The following is an 18750-nucleotide window of genomic DNA, read 5'->3' on the forward strand; positions in this document are numbered from 1 at the left end:
GCAAAAAAGGGCTCGTGCGAATTGCACGAGCCTTTTGTTTTGCTTATTCCCACTCAATCGTCCCCGGTGGTTTGCTCGTGATGTCGTAGACGACGCGGTTGATGCCTCGGACCTCGCTGACGATGCGACTGGAGATGGTGCGGAGCACTTCGTACGGCAGTGCGGCCCAGTCGGCGGTCATGCCGTCTTCGGACTCTACGGCGCGGATGGCGCAGGTGTAGGCGTAGGTGCGCTGATCGCCCATGACGCCTACGGTTTTGATGGGGAGCAGGACGGCGAAGCTCTGCCACACCTTGCGATAGAGGCCTGCGCGCTTGATCTCTTCGACGCAGATGGCGTCGGCTTCCTGGAGGATGGCCACGCGGTCGGGTGTGACTTCGCCGAGGATGCGGACGGCAAGGCCGGGGCCGGGGAAGGGTTGACGCTCGAGGATCTCTTCGGGCATCTGCAGGTCGCGGCCGATGCGGCGGACCTCGTCCTTGAAGAGGTCGCGCAGCGGCTCGATGAGCTTGAGCTTCATGTCCGCAGGCAGGCCCCCGACGTTGTGGTGCGACTTGATGACGTGCGAAGGGCCGTGGACACTGGCTGATTCGATCACGTCGGGGTAGAGCGTTCCCTGCACCAGCCAGGCAATTTCCTCACCGGAGGACTTCTCGGCGTCGAAGATCTTCTTAGCCTCATCGTCGAAGACGGCGATGAACTCGTTGCCGATGGCCTTGCGCTTCTGCTCCGGGTCGGTGACGCCGACGAGCTTCGCGAGGAATCGTTCGGAGGCGTCTGCGGCGACTACGTTGAGGTGCAGGTCTTCGCGCATGGTCTTCTGGACCTTCTCAAATTCGTCCTTCCGCAGCACGCCGTTGTTGACGAATATGCAGGTGAGTCGGTCGCCAATCGCTTTCGCTACGAGCACGGCGGCGACCGAGCTATCGACTCCGCCGGAGAGACCGCAGATGGCGTGACCGGTGGGGCCGACCTGCGCCTTGATCTTTTCGACGGTGGTGGCGATGAAGTGTTCGGGGGTCCAGTCCTGCGAGGCACCGCAGAGCTTGACGACGAAGTTCTGCAGGAGCCGCATGCCGTCCTTGGTGTGGGCGACCTCGGGGTGGAACTGTACGGCCCAGATTTTGCTGGCGTCGTTGGCGATGGCGGCGATGGCGTTCGCGGTGGTGGCGGTGACGCGGAAGCCGGGAGCGAGCGACTCGGCGTGATCGCCGTGCGACATCCAGACGGAGAGCTCACTGGGCAGACCGTGGAAGACATTGTCGAGCTCAGTGACGGTAACGGCCGCGTGGCCGTACTCGCGCGCGGAGCCGGGGACGACCTTGCCGCCGAGGTGGTGCGTGATGAACTGGAGGCCGTAGCAGATGCCGAGGATGGGCAAGCCGGTGGCGAGCACGGCGGGATCTGCTTTAGGCGCGGAGTCGTCGTAGACGCTGGACGGGCCGCCGGAGAGGATGATGCCCTTCGGGTTGAGTGCGAGGACTTCCGTCAGAGGCGTGGTGCAGGGCAGCACGACAGAGAAGACGTTGAACTCGCGGATACGGCGCGCGATGAGCTGCGTGTACTGGGAGCCGAAGTCGAGAATGACGATCGTCGACGAGGTGGGGGTCAGGTTTGCTGGAGTGTCCACGCTTCCAGTCTAAATGGCTGGAAGCGGTGGAAGGCTGCGCCGGGTGGCCAGGATTTACCTAGGATTTATCGCGCTGGCGGGTGTTGTTGACCGCGCCCATGATGCCTGCTCCGGCGAGCACGATGCCGATACCAAGGGTCCAGGTCTGCGGCATGTGGGCGATGTGGCAGATGTAGACGACGCCGATGACGACGATGAGTGTTCCGATGAGGTAGATGCCAAACGAGGACATGTGGGGTCTTCTCCGTTGAGTGAGCTAACGGCTTGGATGCAAAAGCGACCCGACGCGGCTAGACAGCGGGCGGAGGATTGTAGACGCGATAGAGCGAGAGGTAACTGGCCGCGCGGACGACGTGGAAGTAGTCGTTGGCGGCGAGGTAGAGCAGAAGGACGCCAGTCCACCAGCACTCGAGAAACTGCTGGGTAGCGACTGTTGTGAACGGCAGCGGCGAAGCGGAGAAGACCATCGCCAGCACAATGAGCGCAATGCGCACGATGTTCATGACGAGGTTGATTTCAACGAGCTTGCCGCGGACGGGGCCTGCGGTGAGGGCGGCTCGCAGGGCGGCGACAGCACCGAGGTTGTTACGCATCGCGAGTAGCGGAGCGAGTTGCAGAAACCAGCTGAAGGTACCCCAGAGAACGTAGAGGAGCAGCGTGCCGCAGATGATCATGGCGGCGAAGAGGACGACGTTGGGCTCCTGGTTGCTCGCTGCGGGCGTGAGAATGCTGTAGCGCGCACTGAAGGCGACGTAACGGAAGTAGAGGAACCAGACGGCGAGGAGCAGGGACGAGCGCAGGGTTCCGAGGAGGAAGAGCGTGATGCGACGGGCGTGAAGTGTGGGGTCGAGGCGACATAGGACGGCGGTCCGGCCGACGGCGGCGATGACGTTCCAGAGGAAGAAAATAAGCGGAAGCAGCCATCGCGCTAGGGGCCATGCGCCTGTGAAGAAGTCAGCAATTACGATCGTGATGTTGTGAACGGCAAGAACTGGTTGAAAGACGGAAAGACCGCTGAGCCATCCTGTCCTATCTGTAAAGACCGGCGTTTGGAAATGGGTCGCCAATCCAACTCCCAGAAAAACTAAAACTCCGACAAGCCAGCGCCACAGAATTTCAAGCCCGGTGAGCGAGGGGCGACTCCAAACCTTACCCATGATGCTGACGAAGGATTGAGTGCCTCGGACGGGGGCCTTACCCGCGCTGTTCGTTTGCGGCATGTCTGGCATGGGTGAAGCACCCTCCGGGGCTGAAGCCCGCTTACTTTCACTGGCAGGGATGGACGGGCCGAAGCCCGTTCCCTTCAAAGCCAGATCGCCATTAATTACTTGACGACGATGTTGACAAGCTTGCCCTTGATGACGAGGTGCTTCACGATCGTCTTTCCGACGAGGCGTGTGGACACTTTTTCATCGGCGAGGGAGGCCAGCTTGATGGCGTCCTCGGCGGTGTCTGCGGGGAGCGTGAGTACGGTGGTGAGCTTGCCGTTGATCTGCACCGGCACCTGCACTTCGGATTCGCGGGCAAGCTCGGCATTGGCGACGGGCCATGCCTGCTTGAAGACGCTTCCCTGCTCTCCCAGCTCCTGCCAGAGTTCCGCGGCGAGGAAGGGAGCGAAGGGGACGAGCATCAGCGTGAGCTTGCGCAGCAGCTCGGCGATGGTGTTCGGCGAGATCTCGCCGGCTTCCATCACGGCGTCGGCTGCGATGATCTCGTTGACGAGGATCATGATGGCCGAGACGCAGGTGTTGAAGTGCCAGCGACCGCTGAAGTCTTCGGTGATCTTCGCGATGGTCTGGTGCAGCGTGCGTAGCAGCGCGAGCTCGGCGGGCGTATCCGATTCGAGCGCGTGGACGGTGACCTCGTCGCCGGTGGTCTTCGCCTCAAGCGAACGCACGACCGGAGCGAACTTCGTGGTGACGCGGTAGACGCGGCCGAGGAAGCGATAGACGCCAGCGACGCCGTCCTCCTGCCAGTCGAGATCGCGGTCGGGCGGCGCGGCGAAGAGAGCGTACATGCGCGTGGCATCGACGCCGTACTTGCCGGTCATCTCATCGGGCGAGACGACGTTGCCCTTGGACTTGGACATCTTCGCGCCGTCTTTGATGACCATGCCCTGCGTGAACAGGCGCGTCGCGGGCTCGGAGTTCTCGATCAACCCCAGATCGCGCATCACCTTCGTCCAGAAACGTGAGTAGATGAGGTGCAGGATCGCATGCTCCACACCGCCGATGTACTGGTCGATGGGGAACCAGTAGTTGGCCTTGGCGGAGTCGAAGGGAGCGGTCGCGTCGTGCGCATCCGTATAGCGGTAGAAGTACCAGCTGGAGTCGACGAAGGTGTCCATCGTGTCGGTTTCGCGACGCGCGGGACCGCCGCAGACCGGGCAGGTGGTGTTGAGGAACTCGGGCACGCTGGCGAGCGGCGAACCGCCCTGCTGCGTGATCGTGATCTGCTCGGGCAGAAGCACGGGGAGCTGTGCTTCTGGAACTGGCTGAATCCCGTGCTCAGGACAATAGACCATCGGGATCGGCGTGCCCCAGTAGCGCTGGCGGCTGACGCCCCAGTCCTTGAGGCGGTAGGTGTTGGTCTTCTTGCCGAAGCCCTTCTCTTCTGCGAGCGCGGCCATCTTGTCCTGCGCTTCGAGGCAGGCTTCGCCGGTGAAGTCGCCGGAGTCGATGAGGACGGCCTCTTCTTCGCCGGTGTAAGGCAGAGCGAGGTCGTTGGTGTCGAGATTCGGAGCGATCACGCGCTTGATGGGCAGGTTGTACTTCGTGGCGAATTCGAAGTCACGTTCATCGTGCGCCGGCACGGACATGATCGCGCCGGTGCCGTAGTCGGCGAGGATGTAGTTCGCGACCCAGATGGGCAGCGTCTCGCCGTTGAACGGATTGACAGCGCTGCGGCTGGTGGGCACGCCGTGCTTTTCAATGGAGCCGATGTCGCCAGCTTCCTTCGCGGCCTTCTGCTGCGCGACCATTTCGGTGACGTCGGCGGCGAGCTTCGCATCGGAGGCATTGTCCATGGCAGCCCAATGTTTAACGAGCGGATGCTCGGGCGCGAGCTGGATGCTGGTGGCACCGTAGATGGTGTCCACGCGCGTAGTGAAGACGGTGATGGTCAGGCCATCGGTGCAGCCGTCGACGGCGAAGGTGACCTCGGTGCCTTCGGACTTGCCGATCCAGTTGCGCTGCATGGTGCGCACCTTCTCAGGCCAGCCCGGGAGGTTGTCGAGGCCTTCGAGCAGTTCGTCCGCGTATTTGGTGATGCGGAGGAACCACTGCTCAAGCTCGCGCTGCTCGACGAGCTGATCTTCATGACGCCAGCAGTAGCCGCCGATGACCTGCTCGTTGGCGAGCACGGTCGCGCACTGTGGACACCAGTTGACCTTGCTGGACTTGCGATAGGCGAGGCCCTTCTCGACCATCTTGAGGAAGATCCACTGGTTCCAGCGGTAATAGTCGGGAAGGCAGGTGGTGACCTCGGTGCCAGCCCAGTCGTAGCTGAGGCCGAGGCGCTTCATCTGCACCTTCATCTGGGCGATGTTGTTCAGCGTCCACTGGCGGGGCGGCGTGTTGTTCTTGAGCGCGGCGTTTTCTGCGGGCAGACCGAAGGCGTCCCAGCCCATGGGGTGCAGGACGTTGTAGCCCTTCATACGCATGAAGCGGGCGAGCGCGTCGCCGATGGTGTAGTTGCGCACGTGGCCGATGTGGAGCTGGCCGCTGGGATAGGGCAGCATCTCCAAGCAGTAGTACTTGGGCTTGGAGCTGGTGTGTGGCTCGGCAGCATACAGCGTCGGGTCGGCATCCCACACGGCTTGCCAGCGGGGCTCAAGCTCGGCGGGGTTGTAGCGGTTGATGTCGCGCTCGGCGTCGTTCGGCGTTCCGTTGGGGATCGTGCCCTGCGCGTTGTCGTTCGTAGGTTCCGGCATAGAACTCTATTGTAAAGACTGCTGGCTATGCGTGGAGGCTGCGGTGGATGCCATGGGCGATAGCCGAGTGTTAGATTGACCTTGTTTGCTGAAGGAGTGACAGGATGCGTAGAGTGACAAGAGTTTTGGCTGGGGCGTTTTGGTTGGCGGCGGGTAGCGCTGGAGCTTTGGCTCAGGGAGTAGCGGCTCCGGTGGTAAAGGTAAGCGGCGGGTCGATCCAAGGCAGCGTCCTTGCTGCAGACGTGAAGGCATACCTGGGCGTACCGTATGCCGCGCCGCCAGTGGGCGATCTCCGCTGGAAGGCTCCGCAGCCGGTGGTGGGCTGGGAGGGCGTGCGACAGGCGACGCAGTTCGGGCATCGCTGCACGCAGTTTGGCGTGAGCCCCGACATGCAGTTTCGCGATGCGGGGCCGAGTGAGGATTGTTTGACCTTGAATGTGTGGGCTCCGGCGAAGGCGGAGAAGCTGCCGGTGATGGTGTGGGTGCATGGCGGCGGATTCGTGAACGGCGGCAGCTCCGAGCCGCGACAGGATGGGCAGTTTCTGACCAAGCATGGCGTGATCGTGGTTTCGATGAACTACCGGCTGGGGATGCTGGGCTTCTTTACGCACAAGGGGCTGGAGGCAGAAAGCGAGCACCAGTCGGCAGGTAATTATGGGTTGATGGACCAGGCAGCGGCCGTGGCTTGGGTAAAGCAGAACATCGCGGCCTTCGGCGGAGATCCGGAGAACATCACGCTGTTCGGCGAATCGGCGGGATCGTTTTCGGTGAGCGCGCTTATGGCGTCGCCGGTGAGCAAGGGGATGCTGGCGAAGGCGATTGGCGAAAGCGGCTCACCGCTGTACAACCGCACGCTGTCATTCAAGCCGCTGGCAGGCCGCGAGGTGCAGGATGCCGAGACGGTGAAGACAGTGCTGGGCACGGACGATCTTGCGGCGTTGCGGAAGATGCCTGCGGAGTCGTTTGCGGATGAGAAGCGACTGCAGCCTGCATCGGCGTTTCCTCCGGTGATCGACGGGTATTTTCTGCCGAAGCCGGTATCAGCGATCTATGCGGTGGGCGAGCAGGCGCATATACCGATGATGGCTGGCTGGAATGCGGATGAGATTCGCGGAACCGTGGTGAACGCGAAGGTGAAGACGACCTCTGCGAGCTTTGCGGCGACGGCGGACAAGGATTTCGGCACAGATGCGAAGAGCTTCCTGGCGGTGTATCCGTCCAAGACGAATGCGGAGGCGGAGGAGTCTGCCGGTGATTATGCGGGCGACAAGTTTCTTGTGTACTCGACATGGCGCTGGCTGGAGGCGCAGGTGAAGACGGGTGAGGCCCCGGTGTATCGCTATCGGCTGGACCTTGTGCCACCAACGGACAAGTACCATCCGGCGGGTTCAGGTGCGTTCCATTCGGATGACATCGAGTACGTGTTTGGCACGCTGGACAGCCGCCAGCAGGCGACGTGGCGGCCTGTGGACCGGGCGGTGTCCGAGCAGATTCAAACGTACTGGACGAACTTTGCGAAGACGGGTGATCCGAATGGTATGGGGCTGCCGAAGTGGCCCGCGTATGACGCGAAGGACGGCTGGATGCTGATGCACCTGGACGCGAAGTCGGCGGCGAAGAGCGATGAGCTGCGGAAGCGGTATCTATTTCTGGAGAGCGTGTGGGAAAAGTAGAGTTGAGCATAGCGGAGGGTCAAAAACAGATCCTTCGCTGCGCTCAGGATGACAAGATCAGCGAGGCTAGCCAGCCGAAAGCGCGCGGAGGGCCATCACATTGCGCATCTCATCGCCGGGCTCGTCTACTGGGGTTTCAGCGATGAAGGCGGCGTGGTCGAAGCGGGCGTCGTGCAGCAACCGCTTGAAGGCAGCGGAGCCGATGGTGCCTTCGCCGATGTGTTCGTGGCGATCGAGCTTGCTGCCCATCGCGGCTTTGGCGTCGTTGCAATGCCAGACGCGGACTGCGTCGAAGCCGATGGTATCGCCGATCTGCTTCATGGTCTGCTCATAGCCTTCGGGCGAGACAAGATCGTAGCCCGCAACGTGCGTGTGGCAGGTGTCGAGACAGACGCCAACGGGGGCGCACGCGCGCAGCGTGGCGACGAGTTCGGCGACCTGGTCGAAGCTGCCGCCGAGCGAGAACTCTGCACCCGCTGTGTTTTCGATGAGAATGCGCAGGTTGCGATCCTGCCACTTGATCCCGTCGATGGCTTTCTCGATTCCCTGCGCCGCGAGCTTCAGACCTTCGTCGCGGGTGAGGCCCTTCCAGCTGCCAGGGTGTAGGACGAGGAACTCGGCGCCCATATCCAGGGCGCGCTCGAACTCACCTCGGAAAGCTCCAATGGAGTTGTCGCGAACCGATTCGGTCTGCGAGCAGAGGTTGATGAGATAGCTGGCGTGGACGCAGACGGGGTTCACGTCGTGCTCCGCGCGGAGAGCGTTCATCTTTTCAGCGTCGGCGGGCTTTACGGGCGCGGCCTTCCAGGTGCGCGGGCTCGCTGAGAAGATCTGGAAGGTGTTCGCTCCGGCCTCGACCGCGCGGGTGACCGCTGTGTGGATGCCGCCGCTGGTGCCTACGTGAACGCCAATTCGCTTCTTTGCCATAGCCAAAGGGTAGCGCAGACGTCGGTGTGGATGCCTTGGGTCTGGCGTGACGACTACGCTGAGGCTGAGGTTCGATGGCGGTCAGAAATCACTGAAATCAAACAATATCCGCAGGGCTTCAAACGTTCTAGGATGTACAGACAAATCTATTGAGGAAACTTTCGCCTATGGCTTCGACACAGGACTTCAAGAACCACACACGCTGGGACCCGCCGTTTCACTACTTCCTGGCACCGGTTCTTGTACTGAACTTCGCCTTCTCGATCACCTATGTCGTGCGGCATTATCCCGACCACGCGAAGCTGGGTGGCTGGTGGATCGTGATGTCGCTCGCGCTCATCGTTCTGATGGAGAAGACACGCGGCTACGCGCTGAAGGCGCAGAACCGCGTGATTCGGCTGGAAGAGAAGCTGCGGCTTTTGCAGCTATGCTCGCCAGAGGAGCTGGTTGAGCTGGAGTCGCTGACTATCGACCAATATGTGGGTCTGCGGTTCGCCTCCAATCCAGAGCTGCCAGAGCTGGCGCGGCGCGCCATTCGTGAGAAGCTGACCCGCAAGCAGATCAAGGAGAGCATCAAGAGCTGGCGGGCGGATAACGATCGAGTTTAGACAGCAGTGAATAGACAGTAGTGCAAAGCAAAGGCCGCCTCAATGAGGCGGCCTTCGTCGTTCACTACTCACTACTGTCTACTCACTGGTCTTTAGTACACATCGAGCTGGTAACGCTTTTCCTTCTTCATCGTGGCCAGGTACTCGGCCGCGAATTCGAGGGTGCTGTTCGAACCCAGGGCGATGGCGTCGAGCAGGGTGCGCTCTACGTCCTTGGCCATGCGCTCGGCGTCGCCGCAGATGTAGAAGTAGGCGCCGCTCTCCAGCCACGCGTAGAGGTCAGCCGAGTTTTCGCGCATGCGATCCTGCACGTACACCTTGCTCTTCTGGTCGCGCGAGAAGGCGGTGTCGAGGCGGGTGAGGAAGCCATCCTTCTCCATCGTCTGGAATTGGTCCTTGTAGAGGTAGTCCGAAACCGAGCGCTGCTCGCCGAAGAAGAGCCAGTTGTCGCCCTTATGGCCCATGATCTGGCGGTATTCCAGGAACGAGCGGAAAGGAGCGATGCCAGTTCCAGGGCCAACCATGATGACCGGTGCATTGGTGTCGACGGGCAGGCGGAAGTTGTTGTTCTCGTGCAGGAAGATCGGAATCTGCGTGCCCACCGGCATGCGCTCACCCATGAAGCCCGAGCAAACGCCCTGGCGATCGAGGTTGTGCGAGTGGTAGCGAACGACGCGCACGGTGGTGTGCACCTGGCCGGGGTGGGCCTCATACGCCGAAGCGATGGAATACATACGCGGCGTGAGGCGGGCCAGCACCTGGAAGAGTTGCTGCGGCTCAGTGATGAGGCCGGGGAAATCGTTGATCAGATCGATGAACTCGCGTCCCCAGACGTACTCTTCGGCGATGGCCTTGTTGTCCGGGCCGAGATGAGCCTTCAGCGCAGCGGGAGCTTTGTCGCCGGCGATCTTGCCGAGCTGATTGACGGCGCTGCGGGTGAGCTTGCCGATTGCGAGGCGGCTCGAAAGGGCCTCACGGAAGGAAATCTCGACCTTGTAGTGGTCGAGCACGCGCTCCTCGCCCGTGCAGTTCAGGGCCTTCAGAACGGTGTCGACCTGCTCATCGCGATTGGTGGGGAGGACGCCGACAGCATCGCCTGGAAGATAGTGCATGCCCTCTTCGAGCTCAAGCTCGATGTGGATGGTATCTTTTTCCGACTCGGGGCCGGTGAGGCGATCATTGACCAGGACCTTGGATGAGTAAGGCTGGTTGCGCGTGTACTTGGGTGCGTGCTTCGCAGGAGCTTCGGTAGGTGCCACAGTGGTTTCAATCATGCCACTAGCTATTATATGAGGCTTACCGGCTAATTGCAGGAAAAAGAGCCGAGGTTGCTCTTTTGAGTACAGGCAATGCTGCTGTGTGTGGGGGTAGGATTGCGGGCCGCTCGTAGCGGACGGACTTGAACTCAAAGGGGAAGCCGTCGCCAGAGTATCGGGTGGAAGAAAAAAGAGCAGGTCGAGAGTTCTGATCAGGCAGGGTTCTCGTCGGTTACTGCAGCTGGCTTTGTCTCCCCTGGATTTACGAGGTCACGCAACTCTTTGCTGGGCTTGAAGTAAGGGACGCGCTTAGCCGGAACCGCGACAGATTCGCCGGTCTTTGGGTTGCGACCGATACGGGGCTTGCGCTGGCGGGTGCGGAAGCTTCCGAAGCCCCGCACTTCAACCTTGTCGTTGCTCTTGAGGGCGCTGATAACGGAGTCGAACAGTGTCTCGACGATGACCTCGCCATCGCGACGGGTGAGGTCGCCCAGAGCGATAACTTGGTCTACCAGATCGGCTTTCGTCATGGAGTCTCCTTGAAAAAGTAGGACGTTGCAAAGTCGGTGCGGTTTCATTTTGCCGATGGGCGAACCCAGGCGAAACAAGGTTTGAGAGTTGATTGTAAAGATGCCGACGACCGGGAGAGCAGACGAGAGGAACACAGAATGGGACGGTCGAAGTCCCTGAAACGATTCGAATTGTAAGGAATAATCCCAGCTGCTCCTTTCACGATAAACCTGTTCGGCGCAAGAGGATAGAGGGAATCGCCTAAGCGCAGGAGTTGCCTGTGGGTGGTGCCAAAGTGGAGACAACAGCGGCGCGTGAAAATACTTTGCGGCTAAAACCGCCCCTTGACCTGTCTAACCCATAGCGTATTCTTAGGTCGGTCTATCCTCGATTGCTCCTTATCTGAAAGAATGACTCGTCCTATCCTCGGTCGGATGAAATTGTCCGGGGACGACGCAAAGGTTTGCTTGAAGGCTTTTTCGGCTATGTCGCATCCACGGTTGAGCATTGTTATCCCGGCTTACAACGAGAGCGCTCGTATTGAGAACGCACTCGAGCGGGTGCTCGGCTGTGTTCAGGAGCGCGGCTGGGATGCCGAAATCCTGGTGGTAGACGACGGTTCGACTGACGATACAGTGGCGATCATCGGTCGCTGGATGGAGCGTCATGACCGTTTGCACCTGATTCGCAACCCTGGAAACCGCGGCAAAGGCTATTCGGTGCGGAATGGCCTGCTGCAATCGGCGGGCGAGCTGGTGATGTTTACCGATGCCGATCTTTCGGCACCGATCGAAGAGGCCGAGCTGCTGATCGCTGCGCTCGACGAAGGAGCGGATGTTGCGATTGGGTCGCGCTGGCTGGACAAGCAGAAGCAGACGATCACGCAGCCGATGTATCGCCGGTTCTTTGGGCGGTGTTTCAACTGGGTGACACGAAAAGTGATGGGACTTCCGTATCGCGATACGCAGTGCGGCTTCAAGGCGTTTCGGCGCGAGGCGGCGCAGACGATCTTCCGGCTGCAGACGATCGAGCGTTGGGGCTTCGATCCGGAGATCCTGTTCATTGCGCGTCGGTTACGGTACAAGATCGTCGAGGTTCCTGTGACCTGGGGACACGACGAGCGGAGTCGCATCAGCTATCTGAAAGATGGCATGAAGATGCTGTCGGAGATGGCAGAGATTCGGACCAACTCGCTGCGCGGGCGTTATGACGAAGCGATTGCGGCGATGAAGGATACGAGTACGATGGTTACGCCGCAGATCGATCGCGTGGAGCGGATCGAGCGCGCCGAGATGAAGGCCCAGTAACCCCCCTCTCCCCCCCCCCCGCAATTTAGATTCAAAGTATTGATTCGAGATCGCTTAAGTCTGAACTCTGGTCGCAATTGCGGTCCAGATACTACAAAAGCCGCTGGAGCCTCGAGAGGCTTGGGCGGCTTTTTGCTTCTATTTCTATTATAGCGGGTTGGAACGGGTGAACATGCAATTGATTTTCGCTTGAAAGGGTGCGTGGTTATTGGGGATTTCGAGTTTGATGGGCTGCAGGGGCTTGACAAGTATTCAGGGCCTGCCTCGCGAAGTCGACATTTGCATCCCACCTTAGCGATGATGAAACCGTCGCGAAGACGGGGCACCTGGCATTCCGGAGGGTCATTTCTGTTTGGTGCGGGGTGGGGCGTACTGGAAGACCTGGTCGAGGGGGACGGCGAAGACGTGGGCGATGCGGAAGGCGACCTCGAGCGAGGGGGAGTATTTGTCCTGCTCGATGGCAATGACGGTCTGGCGGGTGACGCCGATCCGGTCGGCGAGGTCCTGCTGGGTCATGGTGTGGGCGGCGCGGAGGTCTCGGATCGAGTTGCTGATGCCGGGCATTAGAGGGGTCTCCGGTAGGCGACGATCTGGGTGAGGGTTTTGACGATCTCGGCGAGCATGAGGACGGCGAAGAAGACGCTGAGGAAGTGCATCGCCAAGTGGGCGGGGTTGAGTTGGCCGAGCGCGGTGTGCAGCCAGAGCGCGGCCATGCCCAACATCATGAGGGCGATGACGGTGACGTATCCGGCGCGGTAGCCATAGAGGACGATGAGGCGGTCGCGCTCGTCCGTCATGCGGTTGCGGGTGGCGATGGCGATGATGGCCTGCAGGACGATCTGGGCGAGGATGAGGGTCGTGATGGCGCCAGCGACAAGGCCGAGCGACGGATGGGCGTCTCTGTGGATCAAGACAAAGTATGGGATGAAGACGGCGAGGTTGGCGAGGAGGGCGCCGTAGAGCGATTTTTCCTGGTAGGAGAGGCTGGGCATCGTGGGCTCCATGTCAAAAATGTTTGACATGGAGAAAGGTAACAGGGGTGGAAAGTGGTGTCAAATATTTTGGACATAACATACTTGACGCACAAATCGTCGGGGGGGGTGTCTAATCAGACACCGTGACAGGGCAGCGTTAGTTATCTTGGTCGTCGCTGGATTCGTTGTAAATTTGGCAACTGTTTACGTCATTCAGCGTGGGCAGAATTTTGTAGCAGAACGTAGTCCAGTGAACTCTTTGGAAAACGTCCTCGTACGTGATTTTCCCGAACATATATATGTCGAATGTCCCCTCTTTGTAGGGAGCCAGGGATGGAATAAGTTCGTTGGTGTTGGACGAAATTGGAACTTTAGAGTTGGGAAATATTACTCCGGTGTAAATAGCCTCAGAGCCTTCGGAAAGAGTCAGATCGGAAATGGAAGGTTGATGACCATGTGGCAAAATCTTCCATCCGGTTTTGGTGACTACCTTCCGAGCAGGACTGAGACCTGTATCCATGATGACGATTTTGGATCTAAACGGTTGATTGTCGCCGAACTGAAAGTTCGGGTCTCCGACTGCTATCCATGCTCTTTGTGTGGCCCGAAGATTGTCGGCACTAAACTTGTTAGCTTTTTGAGCTTCATCCCACTGGCCTTTATAAATCCATATAGCGCCGACAGCTACACAGAGAGCAGCAGCTTCCAAAATCTGCTTAAGAAGAGGAGTTTGATCGGGCTTGCAGTTCTGTTCTTCGCGGTGATGTTTTTTGGTTATCATGCTCTCCGCAATGGCATCGAAACTAACGTTCGGGTGATTGCTTTGTTGAGCGGTGTGATCGGGTGGGCGCTTGTTCTTGGCAGGATTTTGGGCGTTCCGCTGTTTAGTCATGGAGGGCTATGAAACACGAATACCACGAAGGCAAGTTGGCGCTAAAGAATTTCGAGCAAGGGATGTCCCGTCTTCTCAAAACGCCTAAAGAATCTCTGGTAGGCAAGAGCCCACCTAAACTTAAAACCAGTGTCCGGAAGACGAAGTAAAGCATAGAATTGGCAGACCACATCAAGGAGAGTTGGATTAGATGGGACTTCCGCCAGTCATTCAGCCAGTCGCTGCGCCAAATCAGCAAGTTCTTCTAGATATCAAGCCGCCCGCATATGTATCTTTTTCAGCCGAGGTAGTTCCTCAGACTATTGAGGTTCTCTTGGGGGCAGTTGCAAACCTTGTGAATCAGGGTCATACAGAGATTCATCTCTTATTGTCGTCGCCCGGCGGATCTGTAATGCATGGAATTACGGCGTACAACTTCCTGCGCGCTTTGCCAATCAAGCTCGTAACGCACAATATAGGAAATGTCGATTCGATCGGAACCGTTCTCTATCTAGCGGGCGAGGAACGGTATGCCTCTCCACACACTACATTCATGTTGCACGGTGTAGCCATGACAGCGCAGGCAGCGACGTCATTCTTCGAACGCAACTTGGCTGAAAAACTAGCGTCGGTGCAGGCCGATCAAGCACGCATCAAGGGCATCTACACCGAAAGATCGAACATCACCGAGGCCGAAGCCGAGGGATACTTTCTCGGTGAGATCACTTTGAACTCCGCAGACGCTTTGCAGCGGGGACTTGTTCACGAAGTCCGCCAACTCAGCATTCCCGCAGGCAGTCCCGTACTTCAGCTTGTATTCAATCGGCAATGAACTGTGCAAGTTGTCGCTCATATGAGTGCCACTCCATTGGCTTTGATCGGCAGTCCAAACAGAACGTTTAGACGTGATTACAGTATTTCATGGTTGCACCTCTGACAAGTCCTGATTCGGGGCATTCTGTCCAAAAGCAACACCCAGGCAGACCGTTGTGGCACCGGCAGGGGTTAGCGTCTATGCTTACCACGCCCCTGCCGCTTCTTAGTGTGCCGCTTGTGCGCCGGTCAGATCGGCGTAGGTGAGACGCTTGCCGAATATGCCAGCCATCACATTCTCAAACCGGATGCGGTCATTGCAGTCTCGGCGATTGTTGTAGCGAAACATCTGTTCGTCGATGTAGCGGAACAGGTGGAACGGCTCGACTGAAATGTACGTGCCGCCAAGCCCACGCTTCAACAGGCTCCAGAAGTTCTCAATACCGTTGGTGTGGATGTGACTGTTCACACAAGCCTCAGCGTGATTGATAACCTCGTGCTGTAGATCGACACCCTTGTATGCGCCAAGCTCATCCGTCATAAGCGTGGAACCGGGGGCGATATGCGTGTGAGCAATCTCCAACAGAACAGCCTTGATGCGCTCTGCTACGACGCCAGCGCGAACCTTGCCACCGCGCTCTAGCATACCGACCACTACCGTCTTACCTTTGACGGTTCCGGGGGTGTTGTAGAGCTTAGCACGCTTGCTGGCGTGCATGTTCTTAGCCTTGCCGCCGACGAACGTCTCATCCATTTCGACGGTTCCCTTTAGCTGCGTGGAATCGTCTTCCTGCATGGCGAGACGAATACGCTGGAGCATAAACTATGCCGTCTTCTGTGTGACGCCAAGCGAACGGTGAATCTCATAGGACGAGACGCCATTCTTGCAGTTCGCCATCATCCACCTTGCCCCCATCCACTTATCAAGACCGATGGGGTACCTCAGGGGCTGAAGCCCCTTGATTCATAGGAGTCAGTATTGCCCGGACTAAAGTCCGGGTCTATCTCAGAAGCGCAGGCCGTGGCCGACCGAGTGTGCTGTCGGAGAGTGGACTCAGGGTATGCTCGCGGTTTTGGTCCCGCGGCACTACACTGCAGGTTTCTCCGCTGCGCATCGCGTTGGAATTGCGATGTGCCGGTCGAAACGACAGCTCATACGGGATAGGTGTGCCGATGTATCGGCGTCCCGCTCATGCACGATGGGGCTGCGCATGAACGGGGCATCCGGTTGGGGCTGCGGCGGATGATGCGTCGAGCAACTTACCAGGGCAGGCCATTGCCGAAGGACCAGTCTTCGCGGTCGACGAAGACGAGGCTGATGAAGACGTCTTCGCGGCGGACGCCGAGGCGGCTGTGGAGATCGTCTGCGATCTGCTTGAAGAAGGCGACCTTCTGCTCCTTGGTGTTGCCGACAGTGCTGGTGACCTGGAGGATGATGACGTCGGGGGTGCGCTGGATGTCGAGGAAGTTGGGGTCGTAGATGAAGTTTTCGGTGGAGTGCTCGCCGATGACCATGAAGCGGTCGCCCTCGGGTGCCTTGAGAACGCCAACGATTCCCTGGTAGACGACATCGGCGACGGTGGAGCGGTACTCGGCGGACTTTCCTTTGGCTAGATCGATGCGTGCGAAGGGCATGACAATCTCCTTGAGGTGCGGTTGAGGGTGAAGGGTGAGCGAGGGTGCCGATGGGGCTCGGTCGCAGGATGGATGTTTCGGGTGGTTCTGATTTGTCTACCGGCCACTTGGTCGGTTTATAGAGTAGACGCTACCGGCCACTTGGTAGATTCAGGAATTTCAAATAAAATTCAGGTCGGGCCCGGTTGTTGCGTCTTAGGGGCGAGATGAGGCAGACCTGTGAGTTCAGATTCTCGGGAAAAGGTGCTGGTGGAAGCCATGCGGGTGGCGCAGGCGCATGGGTATAACGGCTTGAACTTTCGCGATCTGGCAGAGGTCGTGGGGATTCGACCGGCGAGTATTTATCATCACTTCCCCAGCAAGGCGGTGCTGGCGGAGGCGGTAGCGAGGCGTTACTGGGAGGACCATGCGACGGCGCTGGAGAAGATTCTGGCGGAGGCTTCGAGTCCGATGGAGGCGCTGCGGCGATTTCCGGAGACGTTTCGGTGGGCTCTGCAGAATGAGAACCGGATGTGCCTGAGCGGGTTTATGGCTGCCGAGTATGACGACCTGCCGGAGGCGGTGAAGAAAGAGGTCCAGACGTTCGCGGATGTGAATGTCGCCTGGCTGAGCAAGGTGCTGGTGGCTGCGGGTTTGGTGAAGCCGGGGGAGAGCGAAGCGCGGGCGCGAGCGATCTTTGCGGCAGTGGGTGGGGCCCAGCTGATGGCGAGGAGCCGATCGGATATTGCGCTGTATGACGGGCTGATTGAGAGCTATCGGCAGGCGGGGCTGTTGCCGGCGTAGAAGGTGGTAGTCCCCTTCCCCGCTCATTGCATGAATGAACATGCGCTGTCGATGGGACAACAAGCTCAGAGACGAGGCAGCGGGAGATGTCATAAGCTGGAAGCCTATGCTGCGTTCATTTTTTATCGGGCTTTCGACCAATAAGGCGTTTCGGAGATTTTCAGAGCAGTCGGCGATGGGGCAGCGGGTGTCGCGGCGGTTTGTGGCGGGGATGACGGTGGAGGGCGCGATTGCGGCGGCGGCGCAGTTGAATGCCGAGGGCGTCGATGTCTCGCTCGATTCGCTGGGCGAGAGTGTGACGGAGCGGGCGCAGGCGGAGGCCAGTGCGGCGATCTATCATCGGCTGCTGGATGAGATTGCAGCGAAGAAGCTACGTGCGAATGTGAGCGTGAAGCTGAGCCAGATGGGCATGGAGATGGACCCGGCGTTTGCCGAGGAGATCGTCGCAGGGATCGTGGAGCATGCGGCGGCGATTGAGAGCTTTGTGCGGATCGATATGGAGGGGTCGCCGTATACGGAGGCGACGCTGAACATGACGGAGCGGCTGCATGCGCGGTTTCCGGGGGCGGTGGGGACGGTGCTGCAGGCGTATCTGCGGCGCACGGCGGACGATACGAACCGGCTGCTGCGGGAGCATATCCGGATACGGCTGTGCAAGGGGGCTTACAAGGAGCCGGATTCGATTGCCTTCCCGATCAAGGCAGCGGTGGACGAGAACTATGTGCGGCTGGCAAAGCACCTGATTACGAGCGACGTGTTCTGCGGGCTGGCGACGCATGATGAGCGGATCGTGGATGAGATCTGCGCGTATGTGGCGGAGCGGAAGATCGACAAGAAGGCGTTCGAGTTCCAGATGCTCTATGGGATTCGGCGGGACCTGCAGAGGAAGCTGGTGGCCGAGGGGTTCGGGGTACGGGTGTACCTGCCGTTTGGAGCGGAGTGGTATCCGTACTTTATGAGGCGGCTGGCGGAACGGCCGGCGAATGTGCTGTTCCTGGCGAAGAACTTCTTCAAGAGCTAGCGCGGGATCATCGGTTCGAGGCGCATAAGGTTGTATAACGTTGCTCGCTGAGCATCGTTCAACGGGATGCCACCCATGGCGGCGGCGCGCTGATTCGGGGGCAGATTGCGGAGCTCGTTGAAGCTGCGGGCGACCACGTGGCGCTGGTCGGGCGGGAGCGAGCCGAGTTGCTGCATGGCTCCGCGGACCTGACCGCGCTGGTCGGGTGAAAGCCGCTCCATCTGTTCGTTGCGATTGAGGATGCGCTCGCGCTGAACGGGGTTCATGGCGTTGAGCTGGGAGAGACGCTCGCGGTAACGCTCCTGGGTTTGAGGCGGGAGCTGGCGGAAGCCGGGCTCGTTCTGGAGAGCCTGCTGCTGCTGCTGGGGCGTGAGATTGCGGTGGGCGTTCATCCAGTCGGCGAGGTGGCCGCCGCGGTCCTGATTCTGGCCCATGGGAGCGCCATTGGGACCTAATCTGCGCGGCATTGGCGCCATCCGAGGGGGTGGAGCCTGACGCTGCGGGTACTGAGCGGACGCGGACGCTAGGAAGAGAAAACCAAAGGAGGCCAGCGCGCTGAGCGCGATGCTGTTGAGCCGGCTTGGTTTCTTGGCGTGCATGGTGCCGCTTTCAATCCTCGATAACAGACGTTTGCCCCATGATAGCGAAGTGGCTGCTCCATGGGGTTGGAACTCTTTGATTGCAGGCTGCGGACAGTCTGCCAGGGTACCTCAGGGGCAAAAGCCCGGATTGCGAAAAAGCTGTTGGGTGGACGGGCTAAAGCCCGTCCCTATCCAGAAGCAAAGACCCCAGAGCAAAGGCAGAAGCAAAG

At 59.5% G+C, this 18750-nt stretch carries 19 protein-coding genes; 6 read left to right on the top strand and 13 right to left on the bottom strand.

Going from position 1 to position 18750, the window contains the following annotated elements; all coding sequences use genetic code 11:
• Window positions 1-43: 43 nt before the first annotated feature.
• The 4 genes from guaA to leuS form a co-directional block, all read right to left on the bottom strand.
• Entirely contained in the window at window positions 44-1630 is a 1587-nt protein-coding gene (gene guaA / locus OHL14_RS08255; protein WP_263378865.1) for a glutamine-hydrolyzing GMP synthase, read from the bottom strand.
• A gap of 58 nt (window positions 1631-1688) precedes the next feature.
• A complete protein-coding gene (locus OHL14_RS08260) occupies window positions 1689-1862 on the bottom strand; it encodes a hypothetical protein (protein ID WP_263378866.1) in 174 nt (57 codons plus the stop codon).
• Window positions 1863-1920: 58 nt separating this feature from the next.
• Window positions 1921-2859, bottom strand: coding sequence for a hypothetical protein (locus OHL14_RS08265; RefSeq protein ID WP_263378867.1), 939 nt, complete (start codon window positions 2857-2859; stop codon window positions 1921-1923).
• Between the two features lie 95 nt (window positions 2860-2954).
• Window positions 2955-5561 carry a leucine--tRNA ligase gene (gene leuS, locus OHL14_RS08270; RefSeq protein WP_263378868.1) on the bottom strand — a complete coding sequence of 869 codons (2607 nt, stop codon included), beginning with the start codon at window positions 5559-5561 and terminating at the stop codon, window positions 2955-2957.
• A gap of 104 nt (window positions 5562-5665) precedes the next feature.
• Here leuS and OHL14_RS08275 point away from each other — a divergent pair, with 104 nt between their 5' ends.
• Complete coding sequence (locus OHL14_RS08275; RefSeq protein ID WP_263378869.1) at window positions 5666-7234, top strand: carboxylesterase/lipase family protein; 1569 nt, start codon at window positions 5666-5668, stop codon at window positions 7232-7234.
• 66 nt (window positions 7235-7300) lie between these two features.
• Here the strand turns inward: OHL14_RS08275 and OHL14_RS08280 are convergent, their stop codons facing one another.
• Window positions 7301-8161, bottom strand: coding sequence for a deoxyribonuclease IV (locus tag OHL14_RS08280; protein ID WP_263378870.1), 861 nt, complete (start codon window positions 8159-8161; stop codon window positions 7301-7303).
• 167 nt (window positions 8162-8328) lie between these two features.
• On the opposite strand from OHL14_RS08280, the gene OHL14_RS08285 reads away from it, so the two are divergent.
• The gene (locus OHL14_RS08285; RefSeq protein WP_263378871.1) at window positions 8329-8769 is read left to right on the top strand and encodes a DUF6526 family protein; all 441 of its coding nucleotides are present in this window, start codon (window positions 8329-8331) and stop codon (window positions 8767-8769) included.
• Between the two features lie 92 nt (window positions 8770-8861).
• On the opposite strand, the gene OHL14_RS08290 is transcribed toward OHL14_RS08285, so the two are convergent.
• Together OHL14_RS08290 and OHL14_RS08295 are read right to left on the bottom strand one after the other, a co-directional pair.
• Window positions 8862-10043, bottom strand: coding sequence for a diflavin oxidoreductase (locus OHL14_RS08290; protein ID WP_263378872.1), 1182 nt, complete (start codon window positions 10041-10043; stop codon window positions 8862-8864).
• A 194-nt stretch (window positions 10044-10237) separates the two neighbouring features.
• A complete protein-coding gene (locus tag OHL14_RS08295) occupies window positions 10238-10555 on the bottom strand; it encodes an HU family DNA-binding protein (RefSeq protein WP_263378873.1) in 318 nt (105 codons plus the stop codon).
• A 465-nt stretch (window positions 10556-11020) separates the two neighbouring features.
• Here OHL14_RS08295 and OHL14_RS08300 point away from each other — a divergent pair, with 465 nt between their 5' ends.
• On the top strand, window positions 11021-11842 hold the full coding sequence (locus tag OHL14_RS08300; RefSeq protein ID WP_263379073.1) for a dolichyl-phosphate beta-glucosyltransferase: 822 nt from the start codon (window positions 11021-11023) through the stop codon (window positions 11840-11842).
• Between the two features lie 342 nt (window positions 11843-12184).
• On the opposite strand, the gene OHL14_RS08305 is transcribed toward OHL14_RS08300, so the two are convergent.
• From OHL14_RS08305 to OHL14_RS08315, 3 genes are all read right to left on the bottom strand, one after another.
• Window positions 12185-12406 carry a helix-turn-helix transcriptional regulator gene (locus OHL14_RS08305; RefSeq protein WP_263378874.1) on the bottom strand — a complete coding sequence of 74 codons (222 nt, stop codon included), beginning with the start codon at window positions 12404-12406 and terminating at the stop codon, window positions 12185-12187.
• Window positions 12406-12834 (bottom strand): hypothetical protein, encoded by a 429-nt coding sequence (locus OHL14_RS08310; RefSeq protein WP_263378875.1) that lies wholly within the window; start codon window positions 12832-12834, stop codon window positions 12406-12408. The genes OHL14_RS08305 and OHL14_RS08310 overlap by 1 nt, the downstream gene beginning before the upstream one ends.
• A 139-nt stretch (window positions 12835-12973) precedes the next feature.
• The gene (locus OHL14_RS08315) at window positions 12974-13708 is read right to left on the bottom strand and encodes a hypothetical protein (RefSeq protein WP_263378876.1); all 735 of its coding nucleotides are present in this window, start codon (window positions 13706-13708) and stop codon (window positions 12974-12976) included.
• A gap of 190 nt (window positions 13709-13898) precedes the next feature.
• Between OHL14_RS08315 and OHL14_RS08320 the strand changes: the two genes are divergently transcribed.
• The gene (locus OHL14_RS08320) at window positions 13899-14519 is read left to right on the top strand and encodes an ATP-dependent Clp protease proteolytic subunit (RefSeq protein WP_263378877.1); all 621 of its coding nucleotides are present in this window, start codon (window positions 13899-13901) and stop codon (window positions 14517-14519) included.
• A gap of 207 nt (window positions 14520-14726) precedes the next feature.
• On the opposite strand, the gene OHL14_RS08325 is transcribed toward OHL14_RS08320, so the two are convergent.
• Both OHL14_RS08325 and OHL14_RS08330 read right to left on the bottom strand, forming a co-directional pair.
• On the bottom strand, window positions 14727-15320 hold the full coding sequence (locus OHL14_RS08325) for an IS1595 family transposase (protein WP_263378878.1): 594 nt from the start codon (window positions 15318-15320) through the stop codon (window positions 14727-14729).
• Between the two features lie 440 nt (window positions 15321-15760).
• Window positions 15761-16135 carry a tautomerase family protein gene (locus tag OHL14_RS08330; RefSeq protein ID WP_263378879.1) on the bottom strand — a complete coding sequence of 125 codons (375 nt, stop codon included), beginning with the start codon at window positions 16133-16135 and terminating at the stop codon, window positions 15761-15763.
• Between the two features lie 219 nt (window positions 16136-16354).
• On the opposite strand from OHL14_RS08330, the gene OHL14_RS08335 reads away from it, so the two are divergent.
• Window positions 16355-16918, top strand: a complete 564-nt coding sequence (locus OHL14_RS08335; protein ID WP_263378880.1) for a TetR/AcrR family transcriptional regulator — start codon at window positions 16355-16357, stop codon at window positions 16916-16918.
• 106 nt (window positions 16919-17024) lie between these two features.
• Window positions 17025-17939 carry a proline dehydrogenase family protein gene (locus OHL14_RS08340; RefSeq protein WP_263378881.1) on the top strand — a complete coding sequence of 305 codons (915 nt, stop codon included), beginning with the start codon at window positions 17025-17027 and terminating at the stop codon, window positions 17937-17939.
• Here OHL14_RS08340 and OHL14_RS08345 read toward each other — a convergent pair.
• Window positions 17936-18406: a DUF3106 domain-containing protein gene (locus tag OHL14_RS08345; RefSeq protein ID WP_263378882.1), complete on the bottom strand. Its 471-nt coding sequence runs from the start codon at window positions 18404-18406 to the stop codon at window positions 17936-17938. The two genes, OHL14_RS08340 and OHL14_RS08345, sit on opposite strands and share 4 nt — an antisense overlap.
• Between the last annotated feature and the right edge of the window lie 344 nt (window positions 18407-18750).

This window comes from Granulicella paludicola, assembly GCF_025685545.1.
Classification (GTDB): Bacteria; Acidobacteriota; Terriglobia; order Terriglobales; family Acidobacteriaceae; genus Granulicella; species Granulicella paludicola.